16 protein-coding genes are annotated in these 16,817 nt (G+C 39.4%); 13 read left to right on the top strand and 3 right to left on the bottom strand.

The window, feature by feature from the left end; all coding sequences use genetic code 11:
• Positions 1-212 precede the first annotated feature (212 nt).
• Positions 213-1,181, top strand: coding sequence for an IS110 family transposase (locus I600_RS18275; protein ID WP_058105098.1), 969 nt, complete (start codon positions 213-215; stop codon positions 1,179-1,181).
• Positions 1,182-1,308: 127 nt separating this feature from the next.
• On the opposite strand, the gene I600_RS18280 is transcribed toward I600_RS18275, so the two are convergent.
• Positions 1,309-1,917 carry a hypothetical protein gene (locus I600_RS18280; RefSeq protein ID WP_058106017.1) on the bottom strand — a complete coding sequence of 203 codons (609 nt, stop codon included), beginning with the start codon at positions 1,915-1,917 and terminating at the stop codon, positions 1,309-1,311.
• A 167-nt stretch (positions 1,918-2,084) separates the two neighbouring features.
• Between I600_RS18280 and I600_RS18285 the strand changes: the two genes are divergently transcribed.
• Entirely contained in the window at positions 2,085-2,447 is a 363-nt protein-coding gene (locus tag I600_RS18285) for a hypothetical protein (RefSeq protein ID WP_058106018.1), read from the top strand.
• Between the two features lie 616 nt (positions 2,448-3,063).
• On the opposite strand, the gene yihA is transcribed toward I600_RS18285, so the two are convergent.
• On the bottom strand, positions 3,064-3,681 hold the full coding sequence (gene yihA / locus I600_RS18290; RefSeq protein WP_058106019.1) for a ribosome biogenesis GTP-binding protein YihA/YsxC: 618 nt from the start codon (positions 3,679-3,681) through the stop codon (positions 3,064-3,066).
• Positions 3,682-3,692: 11 nt separating this feature from the next.
• Complete coding sequence (locus tag I600_RS18295) at positions 3,693-4,457, bottom strand: alpha/beta fold hydrolase (protein ID WP_058106020.1); 765 nt, start codon at positions 4,455-4,457, stop codon at positions 3,693-3,695.
• A gap of 262 nt (positions 4,458-4,719) precedes the next feature.
• On the opposite strand from I600_RS18295, the gene I600_RS18300 reads away from it, so the two are divergent.
• From I600_RS18300 to I600_RS18350, 11 genes are read left to right on the top strand one after another with little or no spacing between them, the layout of a single operon-like run.
• Positions 4,720-5,193 (top strand): division/cell wall cluster transcriptional repressor MraZ, encoded by a 474-nt coding sequence (locus I600_RS18300; protein WP_058106021.1) that lies wholly within the window; start codon positions 4,720-4,722, stop codon positions 5,191-5,193.
• Positions 5,183-6,085, top strand: a complete 903-nt coding sequence (gene rsmH, locus I600_RS18305) for a 16S rRNA (cytosine(1402)-N(4))-methyltransferase RsmH (RefSeq protein ID WP_058106022.1) — start codon at positions 5,183-5,185, stop codon at positions 6,083-6,085. Before I600_RS18300 ends, rsmH begins: the two co-directional genes overlap by 11 nt.
• Entirely contained in the window at positions 6,072-6,413 is a 342-nt protein-coding gene (locus tag I600_RS18310) for an FtsL-like putative cell division protein (RefSeq protein ID WP_252736298.1), read from the top strand. The genes rsmH and I600_RS18310 overlap by 14 nt, the downstream gene beginning before the upstream one ends.
• Positions 6,413-8,419 (top strand): penicillin-binding protein, encoded by a 2,007-nt coding sequence (locus I600_RS18315; RefSeq protein WP_058106023.1) that lies wholly within the window; start codon positions 6,413-6,415, stop codon positions 8,417-8,419. The genes I600_RS18310 and I600_RS18315 overlap by 1 nt, the downstream gene beginning before the upstream one ends.
• A complete protein-coding gene (locus tag I600_RS18320) occupies positions 8,416-9,879 on the top strand; it encodes a UDP-N-acetylmuramoyl-L-alanyl-D-glutamate--2,6-diaminopimelate ligase (protein WP_058106024.1) in 1,464 nt (487 codons plus the stop codon). Before I600_RS18315 ends, I600_RS18320 begins: the two co-directional genes overlap by 4 nt.
• Positions 9,880-9,909: 30 nt before the next feature.
• Positions 9,910-11,130 (top strand): phospho-N-acetylmuramoyl-pentapeptide-transferase, encoded by a 1,221-nt coding sequence (gene mraY, locus I600_RS18325; protein ID WP_058106025.1) that lies wholly within the window; start codon positions 9,910-9,912, stop codon positions 11,128-11,130.
• Complete coding sequence (gene murD, locus I600_RS18330) at positions 11,130-12,464, top strand: UDP-N-acetylmuramoyl-L-alanine--D-glutamate ligase (protein ID WP_058106026.1); 1,335 nt, start codon at positions 11,130-11,132, stop codon at positions 12,462-12,464. The genes mraY and murD overlap by 1 nt, the downstream gene beginning before the upstream one ends.
• Position 12,465: 1 nt before the next feature.
• Entirely contained in the window at positions 12,466-13,674 is a 1,209-nt protein-coding gene (locus tag I600_RS18335; RefSeq protein ID WP_058106027.1) for an FtsW/RodA/SpoVE family cell cycle protein, read from the top strand.
• Positions 13,661-14,749 (top strand): undecaprenyldiphospho-muramoylpentapeptide beta-N-acetylglucosaminyltransferase, encoded by a 1,089-nt coding sequence (gene murG, locus I600_RS18340; protein ID WP_058106028.1) that lies wholly within the window; start codon positions 13,661-13,663, stop codon positions 14,747-14,749. The genes I600_RS18335 and murG overlap by 14 nt, the downstream gene beginning before the upstream one ends.
• A 1-nt stretch (position 14,750) precedes the next feature.
• Positions 14,751-16,106 carry a UDP-N-acetylmuramate--L-alanine ligase gene (murC, locus tag I600_RS18345; protein WP_058106029.1) on the top strand — a complete coding sequence of 452 codons (1,356 nt, stop codon included), beginning with the start codon at positions 14,751-14,753 and terminating at the stop codon, positions 16,104-16,106.
• Positions 16,096-16,815, top strand: coding sequence for a cell division protein FtsQ/DivIB (locus I600_RS18350; protein WP_058106030.1), 720 nt, complete (start codon positions 16,096-16,098; stop codon positions 16,813-16,815). The genes murC and I600_RS18350 overlap by 11 nt, the downstream gene beginning before the upstream one ends.
• Positions 16,816-16,817 lie beyond the last annotated feature (2 nt).

Genomic DNA, 16,817 nt, shown 5'->3' on the forward strand with positions numbered 1-16,817 from the left:
CTTAAGTTTGATTCTCAGTAAATTGTTGATATAACTAGAAAGAACAAAAGAGAGAATTAAGGTTACTATATACGGTGAAGCTTTAGACTTCGACAACATTGATAATCCTCTCTCTTTTACTACTTAGATCACGTTCAGTTCTGTGAGACCTTAGATCTCGTTTTCAAGTTGTTGTGAGCAGAAGTAGCCGGTTCTTTCGTAAAACATATCTTATGAATAAATATAAAGAAACTTTTGGAGTCGACATCAGTAAAGATGTCTTTGATGTACATGGTAGTAACAAAGGTCACGACCAGTATAAGAACGATGAAACTGGATTTAAGAAATTCCTTAAGGAACTGCCCAAATGTTCATTGGTCGTTATGGAAGCTACCGGTTATTATCATTATAGACTTGCCCAGTTTCTTTACAAAAATGGGGTAATAGTTTCAGTAGTAAACCCATTATCCGTAAAACGTTTCATTCAAATGAAACTGGCTAAAGTAAAAACGGATAAGAGCGATGCCAAGGCTATATGTGAATATGCACTGGTCAACGAGGTACCTATTTACAATGCCTTGACGGATATCCAGAGCGAATGCTTACAGTTGTTCCGGTTATTGGATATCTATTTAAAACAACGTACCGCGACCAAGAACAAGATACACGGAGAAGCTGTTCTGGGCATACCTTCAAAGTTTGTTTATCGTTCCTTGATACGTAATAAGAAACTGCTCAATAAAGAGGTAGCCGCTATCGAATCAAAGATTCTGTCATTGGTAAAAGAGGACCAACAGGAGCAATTGACTTTATTGATGTCAATACCCGGTATAGGTCAAAAGACTGCATTGTTCCTAATAGTGGTCACCGATGGGTTCAATAAGTTCGAAAATGCGGCACAGCTTTGTAGCTATGTAGGTATAACCCCAACGATACGGGAATCGGGGAGCAGTGTGAGAGGTCGTGCGCGAATAAGTAAGGTCGGCAATAGAAAACTTCGCAACCTATTATTTCTATGTTCTTTTAACGCTTGTAAGCACAATAGGGCATGCAGAGAGGTTTATGAGCGGATCGTGAACAGGGGAAAGAGCAAGAAACTGGCACTGATAGCCGTTGCCAACAAACTTTTAAAGCAGTCTTTTGCCATTGCAAAATCTGGCAGGCCATATGATGAAACTTACGTTTCAATATTGCCTAGATAAATAGAAGCTAGATCGAATAAAAAAAGCTCAAAGAATCAAGTTATTGAATCTATGAGCCTGAAATAATATTGTCTCGGATTAAAGAAGAATTTGTTTGTTTTTTATCTCAGTTCTTTGTTGTAGCCAGTTATTTTATATATTTTTCTATCATTTTTTTATTCGACAAATTTATTAGTTCAGAACGATTCCAGTCCATCATTACTAAATTCCATTTTTCTCCAATTTCCGAAAAAACTTTGATTACGTTTTCGTTATTCAGTCCAGAAAGGTTGGTAATCCATATGTTATTTACTAATTCATTATCAAAGTCAAAGTAAACTGCTGAATAGTCTTTCCCATATCCGATAGTATTTTCACTTTTTACTCTGTAGTCACTTCCGTATCCAGTTGTTATTTCAGTATGTTTTTCAGTTCCAAGTTTCGCTAATAAATTTTCAAGTTCAGATTTGTCTATTTGTTTAGTCTTTAAACTGACTTTGTTTTCTTCTCTGACATAAATATCTGAATATCCATTTTCGGCTGTAAAGTCATTTATATTATCCGCTTGTTTTAATAAATCCGATAAATTTTCTTTTGGCACAATTTCTATTTGGCAGAAATCATCTTCGTGATAGAAAATTGTTCCTTCAGCACGATATTCTTTTTTGGTCAATTCGCTTTTCGGGTTTTCAGTATTCCTTTTTGAAAAGTAAAGAAAAGCAAAAAGTGCCAAAATTATTCCTATTGTAATTACCATTCGGATTTTCATTTTTCTAATTGGCTACAACTATTGTATATGTGTAATTGCACTCCTAATATACCACTAAAGAATAGACGTACAATTTAGAATTCATTCTCCATTACCGAAAAACATAGCTGTGTAATTATGATGTATGGTTTGGGTATTTTTACGACCAAATGATCATGTCAAAGAAAATTTTGTTTATCTATAATGCCAATAGTGATACCGGTAGTAAAATGTTGGACTTTGCCCATAAAATCGTTAGTCCCACAACCTATAACTGTAACCTGTACTCACTGACCCACGGGAATTTAACCGAGAAAAAGCAATGGAAAACGTTTAGGGAAGGTTTATTGGCAGAAGGCTACGAACTAGAGTTCTTTCATAAAGATGAATTCCAAGAAAGCTATAAAAGCAAATTTGGACATGCATTTACCTATCCTATTATATTAGTAGAGACAGCACATGATCTAGAGGTGCTCGTCACAACAGAACAACTAAATGCTTTTGAGGGAGTGGAAGAGTTGATCGCTTCTCTTGGTTAATGGTTGTTCGTTGTTGGTTGTTGGTCTCACTCGGTCGAAGAGCGTAGCCGAAGTGATATTGCAATTACTTAAGAAGATAGGGTCAGTTGGTACTGAAGTATTTTAGTTGATAAATACCACTGTCAGTTCGAGTGGATTTAGAGGTACGAGGAATTTGTATCGAGAACAGGTTTGGAACACGCTATGGTTCTCGATACAATTTTCTTACTTCCGCTTTACTTCAGTAAAAAAATCACTCGAACTGACATTTCGTTTTTTAGGTCACTGAGCGTAGCCGAAGTGACATGTCGGTTGCGAGATGGTTGCCGTGTTCCAAACAAACAGATAGCCGCGCTTTGCTCGCTATGACGTTAATAAAGTAGTACTTAGTATTAAGTCGTAAGTAATAAGTATTAGGTAAAAAGTACAAAGTATTAAGTAGTGCGTGTGAACTCTTGTATATTAAATATGAAGCAAACAGCCCAGAGTACGAAGTACTAAAAAATAGCACGAAGAGCTAAATACTTAATACAAAAAACGCGCAGCGTTAAGAAAACTGCCAACTGAATACTAGAATAAGTACTTAATACAAAAAAAACGCGCAGCGTTAAAAAAACGAACAACCAACAACGAACAACTACTTCCTCGTTGCCTCAAAAAACTTGTCGTTAATGTCGTCTATAAAAGCTAATAATTCATCGCGGCCGCTGCGGTGGCTAGAGCTGGTGATAAAGTGCGGTGGAGCTTCTTCCCACATATCTGTGGTGAGTTTGTTTAAATACAGGTTTACTTGTCGCTCAATGGCTTTTGGCTTTAATTTATCAGCCTTTGTGAAAATGATGGCAAAAGGTACTCCGTTTTCACCCATCCATTGCATGAATTCCATATCTATGGGTTGTGGATCATGGCGAATGTCTACAAGCACAAATGAGCATACCAGTTGCTCTCGTTGTAAAAAGTAATTGGTAATATATTTTTGAAAGGTATTTTTATCTTTTTTGGAAACACGTGCATAACCATACCCCGGTAAATCTACCAGAAACCAATTCTCATTGATCTTAAAGTGGTTAATAAGTTGGGTTTTACCTGGTCTGCCAGATGTTTTTGCCAAGCTTTTACGCTCGGTCAACATATTGATCAAAGAAGACTTACCTACATTGGAACGTCCTATAAAGGCATATTCGGGCAAAGGCTCCTTGGGGCACTTGGTAACATCGGAGTTGCTCATTACAAAGTCGGCCGACTTTATTTTCATCCGTAGGGTATTTAAAAATTATTTTTTGTCAACCAGTCATCCAAAATGGTGTTGAACTGGTCCGGGTGCTCCATCATAGGTGCATGGCCACATTTATCCAACCAGAATAAATCGGAATTCGGTAAAAGCTCATCAAACAGTTCTGCAACATCTGGCGGAGTAACCGTATCGTCCTTTCCCCAAATAATACAAGTAGGGGTTTGCATGCTGGGTAGATCCTGTGCCATATTATGACGAATGGCACTTTTGGCGATCGCCAAGGTCTTCACCAATTTCACACGATCGTTCACGGTGGCAAAAACTTCATCTACGATCTCTTTGGTAGCAACCTCAGGGTCATAGAAAACATCTTGGGCTTTCTTTTTAATAAACTCATAGTCACCACGTTTAGGGTAACCATCTCCCATGGCGCTTTCGTAAAGTCCAGAGCTGCCGGTTATCACCAGTGCTTTTACTTTTGAGGGATATAATTTGGTATGTAAAAGACCAATATGGCCACCTAAAGAGTTCCCTAAAAGAATAACATCTTCTAGCTCTTTATGGTCTATAAATTTTTTAAGGTATTTGGCGAAATTCTTTACCGTGGTCTTCAACATTGGCATAGAATATAGCGGAAGTTCAGGTATAAGCACTTTATATCCTTTAGGAGGAAAATAAGAAGTTACCCCTTCAAAATTACTGAGTCCGCCCATAAGTCCGTGAAGAATAATTATGGGTTTTCCTTCACCTTTTTCTATATACTTAAAGCCACCTTCGTTAATCAATTCGTTTTCCATGCGCACTACTCATCATAATTGCCCAAATATAGGTAATTACAGAGAATAGCAAACAACTCTTTTCGATAAGGTGCTTTTGCGATCCAGTCAACTTTCAATTTTCCCCAAAATAAAGGTCGAGTGGTAAAATTGTTCCAAAAAAATCCGATGAGTGGCAAAAATGGTTCACAAAAGTGGTAATTTATTAACAAAGTGGTTTTTAGTGGTAAAATGTGGTAATAATATTTATATATTTGAGTTATATAAATAAAACCTATCCATTTTGGACATTTATTTCTTTGGGACATTTAACTGCAAGGCCGATGCCAAGGGACGTATCATGCTTCCTGTTGCGCTGCGCAATCAAATGACTCCGATCTTAAATGAAGGTTTTTTTATCAAGAAGTCGTATTACAATGAATGCCTTGAATTATATCCTGCACAAGAATGGTATAAAATCATGGCGGAAATGGACCAGAATAACAGATTTGATGAAGAAAGCCAACTTTTTCAAAGAATTTTCATGGATGGTCTAAGACCGGTAGAAGTAGATGGTACCGGAAGACTTTTGTTGGCAAAAGACGTGATTTCCTTAGCGGGAATTACAAAAGAGGTGAAGATAGTGCCTATGCGAAAGCATTTGGAGATCTGGGATGTTAAGGAGTACGAGGCTACCATATCTATATCTAAGGAAGAGAAGAAGAATTTGGTAAAGCGCGTAATGCTGAGTAAAAAAGACGATAAAGATGTATCATAATCCAGTTTTGCTGAAAGAGACAGTAGATGGGTTGGACATCAAGGAGGACGGTATATATGTAGACGTGACATTTGGTGGTGGCGGTCACTCTAAAGAAATATTGAAAAGATTGGGGCCAGAAGGCAAGTTATATGCCTTTGATCAAGACGAAGATGCGCAGGCAAACGCGTTAGGTGATCCAAGATTTACGCTGATTGCGGAAAATTTTAGATACATCACCCAGTTTTTAAAGTTCTATGGCATTAGAAAGGTAGATGGAATCTTGGCAGATTTTGGCGTTTCATCGCATCAGTTCGATCAAGCGGAACGTGGTTTTTCAACCCGTTTTGATGCAGATCTGGATATGCGAATGAGCAAGCGCAATACATTGTCTGCTTTTGATGTGGTCAACAAATATTCTTATGACGACTTAAGAAAAGTGTTATTTGAATATGGTGATATCAGAAATGCGAACGCCATGGCAAAAGTAATTGTTGCCAATAGGGAAGAAGAGCAGATCCAAACTACCGATGCTTTGAAAGTGGCATTAAAACAGTTTTTGCCGGAGCACAGGCAGCATAAAATTTTGGCACAGATCTATCAGGCCATTCGCATAGAGGTGAATCAAGAGATAGCGGTGATCAAGGAGTTTTTGGAGCAGGTGCCGGGGTTGTTGAAAGAGAAAGGAAGGTTAAGTGTGATTAGTTACCACTCATTAGAAGATAGATTGGTAAAAAGATTCATAAGGGCCGGACAGTTTGAGGGGGAGCCCGAAAAAGATTTTTACGGGAATATAGATGTACCGTTAAAAAAGGTTGGTGGATTGATAGTGCCAACGAGAGAAGAGATAAAAGAGAATAACAGGGCACGTAGTGCTAAATTGAGAATAGCGGAACGCAATGGCGAAAAGTAAAGTGAAAACGGGTGTATTTGACCTTTTGAAGGGAAAATTTTTGGTGAGCGGCGACGCCCCTAAAAATTGGCTGTTCATTATTTTCATTTCTTTTTTGGCAACGGTAATGATCAGTAGCTCCCATAGCGCCGATCAAAAAGTACACCGTATTGCATTGTTGAACGAAGAGGTGAAAGAATTGCGTAACGAATTTGTGGATATGCGATCAGATGTACAGCAGTTGAAGCTAGAATCGAACATTACCGGTAAAATATCGGAAAAAGGATTATTTCCTTCAGAAACTCCCCCACAGAAAATTAAAGTGAAATCTTTAAATGAAGAGGAGTAATGGCGGTAACGGATAAAAGCATATTAAAAAGGCTCTACATAGTGGCGGGCTGCATGGTGCTCTTTGCGGGCGCTGTGTTATTTAAGTTGGTCTCCATACAAATTGTGGACGGTGAAAAATACCAGGCCCTTGCCGATACGCGTACCGAGCGTATGTTCACGATCGAGCCCAATAGGGGAAATCTATATTCAGATGACGGTAGTCTTTTGGCAACTTCGGTTTCTAAATACACCATCCGTTTTGATGCCGTAACCGTAAGCAACGAAGATTTTAAGGAAAACGTAAAACCTTTGGCCGATGCCTTGGCAAAGCAGTTTGGTAAAACATCTTCTCACTACCAGCAAATTTTAAGAAAGGCAAGGGAGAATAAAAATAGGTATGCGTTGATCGTACGCAACTTGGATTATTCAGATTACATGGCGGTTAAAAAAATGCCGCTATTCAATAAGGGTGCTTATAAGGGCGGATTGATCATTGAGCAGAAAACCAAAAGAGAGCATCCGTTGGGTAAAATTGCCGAGCGTAGTGTTGGGTATGAGCGTGTAGATGAAAATGGATATTATACCCGTGTGGGTATGGAGGGTGCTTTTGGTGAATACCTAAGGGGTATTTCTGGCAAGCGCTTAAAGCAGAAAATTGCAAAAGGCCAATGGAAGCCTATTGGTAATGATAACATCGTAGAGCCAAAAGATGGTTATGATGTGTACTCTACCATTGATATCAATATACAGGATATAGCGCACCATGCATTATTGGGGCAGTTGGAGAAATACCAGGCAGATCATGGAACGGTAATCGTAATGGAGGTAAAGACCGGTGAGGTAAAGGCAATTTCAAACTTGGGACAGACTTCAGAGGGTAAATACTACGAGCGTTTAAATTATGCGATAGGTGAATCTCACGAGCCGGGTTCAACCTTTAAGTTGGTGAATTTGGTAGCGGCCTTGGAAGATAAAATTATTGATACCAGTACGGTAATCGATACCGAAAAGGGGCGTTGGAAAATTTATAGACACTGGGTAAAAGATACCAAGCGTGGCGGTCATGGTAAAATAACCATGTCCAAGGCATTTGAGGTTTCTTCTAATGTAGCGTTTGCCAAAATGATCAATGACGGGTATAAAAGCGATCCGGAAAAATATGTAAACAGGCTAATGGCCATGGGTGTGCATAAAGAACTGGGCTTGCCGGTAGTAGGTGAGGGTAAACCGGTGTTGCGTTACCCTGGGGATAAAGGTTGGTCTGGACTGTCATTGGCGCAAATGGCTTATGGCTACGAGGTTTCTATGACTCCCTTACAGACTTTGGCGTTTTACAACGCTATTGCCAATGATGGTGAAATGGTGAAGCCAAGGCTGCTAAAAGAGGTGAAGGAGTGGGACAAGACTATTGAGAAGTTCGATAAAAAAGTATTGAACCCTGCTATATGTTCAAAAGAAACCGTAAAAAAGGTACAGCAGATTCTAAAGAATGTAGTAGAAAAAGAACATGGAACGGGTCACGGTATGTATTCCAAGAATTTTTCCATGGCTGGGAAAACAGGTACTACGCAAACCAACTATGTCTCTAAAGACCGATCAAAGTACGAGTATATCTCATCTTTTGCAGGTTATTTTCCGGCAGACGAACCAAAATATTCATGTATAGTGGTAATTCATAAGCCAGATAAAAGTGTAGGGTATTATGGTGCAGATGTATCTGGACCGGTATTTAAGTCCGTAGCACAGAAAGTCTATGCAACATCGCCATTAACCAGTGAGGTGGATGTCAAAGATGTGTTGGTGGCGGATAATGAGGATTCTCACAATGGCTATTACAAGAAGGCACAGCAGAAATATGCTGAGGTGCCCAATGTAAAGGGAATGTGTGGAATGGATGCCGTTGCCATTTTGGAGAATTTGGGAATTGTAGTAGAGGTGAAAGGGAACGGAAAGGTAAAGCGCCAATCGATCTCTAAGGGAACAGACTTGAAATCAGTGAAAAAAATAGTGTTGGAGTTGATATGATGCAATTGAAAGACATATTATATGGAGTGCGTATTACTGCTGTTAGCGGTACTACCACTTGTGATATAGCTTCGGTGCAGTTCGATTCCCGTGAAGTGCAAAAATCCGATGCCTTTGTTGCTATAAAAGGTACCATTACCGATGGACATAAATATATAGATGCCGTAGTAAAAGCTGGCGCAAGAGCGATCATATGCGAAGAGTTGCCCGCAGCTATGGTAGATGATGTGACGTATGTGCAGGTAGAAAGCGGAAATCAAGCATTGGCATTGATGGCTTCTAACTATTACGGTACGCCATCAAAAAATTTAAAATTGGTAGGTGTTACGGGTACCAATGGTAAAACAACGGTATCTAGTTTGTTGTATCAATTGTTTAAAAAGGCAGGGTATAAAGTGGGGCTGTTGTCCACTATAAAAATTATGGTAGATGATACCGAGTTTCCTACAAAACATACCACGCCAGATGCATTGGTAATCAATAAGCATTTAAAATTAATGAACGATGCCGGTGTGGAATATTGCTTTATGGAAGTGAGTTCACATGGTATTCATCAAAAAAGAACGGAAGGTTTGGCTTTTGCGGGAGCAATTTTCACCAATCTTTCCCATGATCACCTAGACTATCATAAGACCTTCGCAGAATATCGTGATACCAAGAAAATATTGTTCGATCAGTTGCCAAAGACGGCTTTTGCGTTGACCAATTTAGATGATAAGAACGGCTTGGTCATGTTGCAGAATACCAAAGCTAGAAAAGCAACGTACGCGCTAAAGAACTATGCCGATTATAGGGCACAGATTTTAGAGAACCAGTTTGATGGTCAGTTGTTGAAAATCAATGACAACGAGCTGTGGTCAAAATTAATAGGTCATTTCAATGCTTATAATATGCTGGCAATTTATGCAACGGCAGATTTATTGGGCATGGATCAATTGGAAACCCTTCGCTTAATAAGTGAGTTGGAGAATGTAGACGGAAGGTTTCAATATTATATATCAAAAAATAGAATTACGGCAATAGTTGATTATGCCCATACGCCGGACGCCCTAAAAAATGTGCTTGAGACAATCAACACGTTGAGAACTGGAAATGAAAACGTCATCACCGTTGTGGGGTGTGGTGGCGATAGAGACAGATCAAAGCGTCCGGTAATGGGTAATATCGCAACGGAAATGAGCAATAAGGTCATTTTTACATCGGACAACCCTAGAACGGAATCGCCCACGGAAATCATCACCGAAATGGAAGCTGGGGTAGAGCCACAAAATGTAAAAAAGATGCTTTCCATTGAAAATAGGGAGCAGGCCATAAAGACAGCGTGTCAATTGGCGGCTGATAACGATATTATTTTGGTTGCGGGAAAAGGGCATGAAACCTACCAAGAAACCAACGGTGTTCGTGTTGAATTCGATGATTTTAAAATAGTAAAAGAGCTGTTGAGCAGCCTAGATAAATAACCAAAGCTTAAAAGCAAGAATAAAGATTTTATGTTAACCTACCTGTTTGAATATTTAGAAAAACAATACCAGTTGCCCGGGGCTACGCTGTTTCAGTTTAGTACGTTTCGTGCCGCAATGGCTATTCTTTTTTCGTTGACGATCGCAACAGTGTACGGTAAGCGTGTAATTCTGTTCTTGCAGAAACAACAAGTTGGTGAAACTATCCGTGATCTAGGTCTTGATGGGCAAAAGCAAAAAGCGGGTACACCAACTATGGGGGGTGTGATCATTATTATGTCTACCCTGATCCCGGTGTTGTTGTTCGCAAGGTTGGAGAACATTTACATTATACTATTGACCTTTACCATGTTGTGGATGGGTGCAATTGGCTTTTTGGATGATTACATCAAAGTATTTAAAAAGAATAAAGAAGGTTTAAAAGGCAGGTTTAAGGTTTTGGGTCAGGTAACATTGGGGCTTATAGTTGGTGCAGTATTATACTTTCACCCAGAAGTGACCATGCGTGATCATGATAAGACCATAATTACACAAGAGTACACCGTAGAGCAGGTAAAGGGAGAGGAAATTAAATCTACCATGACCACGGTGCCGTTCTTTAAGAATAACGAATTTGACTATAGCAATTTAATTTCATGGGCTGGAGAAGGGGCAAAAGAATATGCTTGGTTGCTGTTCGTCCCTATCATCATATTGATCGTAACCGCAGTATCCAACGGTGCTAATTTAACCGATGGTATAGATGGTCTTGCCGCAGGTACATCGGCAATTATAGTATTTACGTTGGGCATTTTTGCCCTGGTATCAGGTAATATTATTTTCTCTGATTATTTGGATATCATGTACATACCAAGAGTAGGTGAGTTGTTGATATTCATTACCGCTTTTGTAGGAGCGCTGATCGGGTTTTTGTGGTATAACGCGTTTCCGGCACAAGTGTTTATGGGAGATACGGGAAGTTTGACCATAGGTGGGGTTATTGCCGTGATCGCAATTATTGTGCGAAAAGAATTGTTGATTCCCGTTTTGTGCGGAATCTTCTTTGCAGAGTCGCTCTCAGTTATGATGCAGGTAGGGTATTTCAAGTACACAAAAAAGAAATTTGGCGAGGGTAGACGTATATTTTTAATGTCGCCCTTACATCATCACTATCAGAAAAAAGGGTATCACGAGAGTAAGATCGTAACCCGTTTTTGGATCGTGGGCATTTTATTGGCAATTGTAACTATAGTGACCTTAAAAATTAGATAATGGCACTTTTAGTAGTACTAGGCGGAGGGGAAAGTGGAGTAGGAACAGCCATTTTAGCATTGAAAAAAGGGTACAATGTATTTGTATCCGATAAAGGAAAAATAAAAGAAAAGTATAAAAACGTTCTTGAACATTTTGAGATTGATTGGGAAGAAGAACAGCATTCTGAAGACCGCATACTAAAAGCCGATTTGGTCATGAAGAGTCCGGGTATTCCGGATAAAGTACCCTTGGTAAAGCAGTTGGTGGGCAAAGGTGTTCCTGTAATATCAGAAATAGAATTTGCATCAAAATATACAGATGCCAAAATCATTGGTATAACGGGAAGCAACGGTAAAACCACCACAACCATGTTAACCAACCATATTCTGGCAAATGCCGGATTACATGTAGGTATGGCGGGTAACATTGGTGATAGTTATGCAAAAATGGTTGCGGAAAATGATTTTGAGTACTACGTACTTGAGATCAGTAGTTTTCAATTGGACGGCATTATAGATTTTAAACCACACATTGCCGTGATTACGAATATTACACCGGATCATTTAGATCGGTATGAGTATGAGTTTGAAAATTACATCGCATCAAAATTCAGAATAGCGGAAAACCAGGACGAAAACGATTATTTGATTTATGACGCAGATGATACGGTTTTGGTGGATTGGCTGAACAAGCACCCGGTTAAATCAAAATTAATGCCCTTTTCATTGAATAACGTAGTTGAACAAGGTGCATTTATAGAACAAAACGAGATAATAATAAAAACAACAACAGACACTATTAGCATGACGAAGAACACTTTGGCCTTAGAAGGTCAGCACAATGTAAAGAACACTATGGCAGCGGCAACAATTGCAAAATTGGTCGGCATTCGTAAAGAGACCATAAGAGCCTGTGTTTCTAATTTTCAAGGGGCTCCCCACCGTTTGGAAAAGGTGTTGAAAATACATCATGTGGAGTATATAAACGACTCAAAGGCAACTAATGTAAACGCTGCCTATTACGCATTGGATAGTATGAAAACACCTACTGTGTGGATCGTAGGTGGGGTAGACAAAGGAAATGAGTATATGGAGCTAATGCCATTGGTACGTGAAAAGGTAAAGGCGATTATTTGCTTGGGTGAGAATAATGAAAAGATCAAGCACGTATTCGGTAAGGCTGTTGACCTTTTAGTGGAAACCTATGCTATGGAAGAAGCGGTAAAGGTTGCCTATAAAATTGCGGAACGTGGAGATACCGTATTGTTATCACCTGCGTGTGCAAGTTTTGATCTATTTAAAAATTATGAAGATCGCGGAGATCAATTTAAGAACTGTGTAAAAAACCTATAAGGTGTTGAATATATTCCAAAATATAAAAGGAGATAAAGCCATTTGGGCCATTGCGGCACTCTTGGCCTTGTTTTCATTTTTGCCGGTATATAGTGCCAGTAGTAATTTGGTATATGTAGTGGGCAATGGTACGCCGGTTGGTCACTTGGTAAAACATGCCATACTGTTGTTTTTAGGTTTTGGAATTATTTATGGGGTACATAAAATACCCACGCATTTCTTCAAGGGGCTTTCTATGATAGCACTGCCCATTGTATTGGTGTTGCTCATATTTGTTTTGGCTCAAGGCACATCCAGTGGTGGTACCAATGATAGTCGTTGGATCCGTTTGCCTTTGGTAGGCTTTGGTTTTCAGCCTTCGAATTTAGCGGCGGTAGTATTGATGATCTATGTAGCGCGCTATTTTTCAAAGGTGAGGGATATTAAAATAACCTTTAAAGAAAGTATACTGCCATTGTGGTTACCGGTTTTCTTAGTGGTGGCATTAATATTGCCCGCTAACTTTTCAACGGCGGCCATTGTATTCTCTATGGTGATGGTATTGTGTTTTTTAGGAGGATACCCAATGAAATATTTATTGGGGATCGTGGGTACGGGAATACTGTTTTTATCCATTTTCATATTAACGGCGAAAGCTTTTCCGGATCTATTCCCGAATAGGGTTGACACATGGATGAGCCGTATAGATAGTTTCTCCAATCCGGATGATACTGAAGGCACTTATCAAATAGAACGTGCAAAGATTGCGATAGCAACCGGTGGTATTGTAGGTAAAGGAGCAGGTAAAAGTGTACAAAAGAACTTTTTGCCACAGAGTTCATCGGATTTTATTTACGCGATAATCGTAGAGGAATATGGTCTAGTAGGCGGATTCATTTTAATGCTTTTTTACATGTTCTTGTTGTTTAGGATAGTGGTAGTGGCAAATGGCTGTGCAACCATATTCAGCAAATTGTTGGTGTTGGGTGTTGGGTTGCCTATAGTGTTTCAGGCATTGATAAATATGGCGGTAGCGGTAGAGCTGTTTCCGGTAACGGGGCAAAATTTACCATTGATCAGTAGTGGTGGTACTTCTAGTTGGATGACCTGTTTGGCAATAGGCATCATATTGAGTGCAAGTAATAAAAGTATAGCCCAGGAGAGTGCTTCTGGCAATGATGTTGATATAGACGAGACTAACCCTTTAGAGATTTTAAGTGGGCAGTTATAAGTTTATTTTGTCGGGCGGAGGTACCGGCGGACATATTTATCCGGCGATAGCCATAGCGAACGAGTTGAAAAGGCGGTATCCAGATGCTGAATTTTTGTTCGTTGGTGCGAAGGATAGAATGGAGATGGAAAAAGTACCGCAAGCGGGGTACAAAATAGAGGGATTGTGGATTACGGGAATTCAGCGAAAACTGACCCTAAAAAATCTACTATTTCCAATAAAATTGATAAGTAGTTTAATGAGAGCAAATAGCATCGTATCGAAGTTTAAGCCCCATGCCGTAATTGGTACAGGTGGTTTTGCTAGTGGTCCGTTGTTAAAAATGGCGACGACGAAGGGTATTCCTTGTGTTTTGCAAGAGCAGAATTCCTTTGCGGGTATTACCAATAAACTATTAAAGGATAAAGTGGAGAAAATCTGTGTGGCCTATGAGGGTATGGAGAAGTTTTTTCCAAAAGACAAAATAGTATTGACAGGTAACCCTGTTAGATCAGATTTGGTGGAATTGAAAGCTACCAAAGAAGAAGCTTTAGATTATTTTGAATTGACCACCAATAAGAAAGTGTTGTTGGTGTTGGGTGGCAGTTTAGGGGCTAGGCGCATAAATCAATTAGTAGCGGATCATTTAGCATACTTTGAAGATTTGGGATTACAGGTAATCTGGCAATGTGGTAAAGGGTACTATAAAACCTATAGAACCCATCAGTCGGCTAATATAAAAGTACATGCCTTTTTGAATTCTATGGATAAAGCATATGTAGCGGCAGATTTCATTATTTCAAGGGCAGGTGCAGGTGCGGTGTCAGAACTGTGTTTGGTAGGAAAGCCTACATTTTTTATTCCGTCACCGGTGGTGGCAGAAGATCATCAGACCATGAATGCATTGGCATTGGTAAAACAGCATGCGGCAGTAATGATCAGGGAAAAAGAGCTTGATGAGCAATTTAAGATGCAGTTTGAATCGGTCTTTAATACATCGGAAAAGCAAGAGGAATTAGCAAGGAATATCAAGGCAATGGCATTACCGAATGCTACGGCTGATATTTGTGATGAAATAGAAAAATTAATACAATAAAATGAACGTAGCGCAAATACATAGAGTGTATTTTATTGGCATAGGAGGCATTGGTATGTCTGCTTTGGCGCGTTATTTTGCGTTCATAGATAAAACGGTTTCCGGATACGATAAGACCGAGAGTCCGTTGACCCATGAACTGGCAGCTTCTGGTATGGATATTCACTATAAGGACAGTATTGACCTAGTGGAAGAAGTGTATAAGAATGACCCGGAACATACCTTGGTAGTGTATACGCCCGCGGTACCATCAAACCATACGGAATATCAGTTCTTTTTACAGAATGGATTTACCATTAAAAAACGATCAGAAGTATTGGGTCTAATTACCAAAGATTCTTTTTGTTTGGCAGTTGCAGGAACACATGGTAAAACGACCACCTCTAGTATTCTGGCGCATTTGTTAAAAGAAACAGGTGTAAAAATGACCGCTTTCTTAGGTGGCATATCAGAAGATTTCAATAGTAATTTCTTGTTGGAAGGAACGGAATATTCTGTTGTTGAGGCAGATGAATTTGATCGTTCATTTATGCAATTAACACCAAATGTAGCCTGTGTTACCTCTATGGATGCAGATCATTTAGATATTTATGGAGATGCCCAAGAGCTGGAAAAAACATTTAAGGATTTTACCAAGCGGTTAAAGCCGGGCGGCACCTTATTTGTGCGTAACGGGTTGCCTTTAAAAGGGTTGACCTATGGTATAGAAGACGATTCGGATTATTGCATCCGGAACATAAAAATAGAACATGGCACCTACATATTCGATTTGGAGACCCCCGACCTCAAACTAGAAGGGGTTGAATTTAACAAGCCAGGAAGGCATAATCTGCTCAATGGTTTAGTGGCTTTTGCGATGGCGATGCAAGCAGGTCCCCCGCCGCATCGCCTTGCACAGGCACTGTCTACCTTTAAGGGAGTGCAAAGAAGATTTTCATATCAGATAAAAAATGATGATTTCATTTATATCGACGATTATGCGCATCATCCTACTGAGATCAATGCGGTTTATGAAGCCGTCTCGGAAATGCATCCCAATAAAAAAGTGTTGGCAATTTTTCAACCGCACCTGTTTTCAAGAACACGTGATTTTGCGAACGAGTTTGCACAAAGCTTGTCACGCTTTGAAAATGTGCTGTTGTTAGATATATACCCGGCTAGGGAAGAGCCTATTACAGGGGTAGATTCAGAATGGTTGTTAGGTAAAATGACAAACGGTAATAGAAAATTAATTTCAAAGGAACAAATGCTTTCTGAGGTAAAAAATCAAAATCCAGAAGTATTGATAACAATGGGAGCCGGAGATATAGGCTTGGAAGTAGTGAAAATAAAAAAAGAAATGTCTTATGCGGGTTAATTTGGGCTTTATAAAATTAGCGGCGTTGATACTTGTAATCACTGGGCTGTACGCTTTTTCTAACGAAAGAAATAGTGCAAAACAGGTGGCCGGTATGAAGGTAGAATTCATTGGTGACCAAAATTTATACCTCACTGAAGGGACGGTTAATAAATTGTTAATACAAAATTGCGGAGGGCTCAAAAATGTGCCTAAAGAAAATATAGTTTTGAATACTGTAGAAAAGGCCCTTGAGGCCAATGAAATGGTGAAAAGTGCCCAGGTCTATCTTACAATAGATGGCGAGCTTACGTCGAAAATAGTTCAACGGAAACCAATCGGACGCATAGAAGGGGATAAAAAGTTCTATTTAGATGATGAAGGAAAGAGAATGCCGCTTTCCAATAATCATTCAGCTAGAGTTCCCATTATAACAGGCAATATCAGTGGTAAAAGCCTTGAGGATGTCTATGTCATATTGGAACATATAAATAAGGACGATTTTTTTCGAAAATCGGTAATAGGTATTCACGTTCAAGGTGATAGTGAATATCAATTACGGTTAAGGCTTAATAATTTTGTTGTAAACATAGGCGGTATTGAAGACTTAGAGGCCAAGTTCAGCAATTTTAAGGCATTTTATGCCAAAGCGAACAAGGATGAAACCTTGGAGGATTATGCGGTAGTAAGTTTAGAATTCAATAACCAGGTGGTGTGCACTAAAATATAATT

Origin of the sequence: Maribacter dokdonensis DSW-8 (genome assembly GCF_001447995.1) — a bacterium.
GTDB lineage: Bacteria > Bacteroidota > Bacteroidia > Flavobacteriales > Flavobacteriaceae > Maribacter > Maribacter dokdonensis.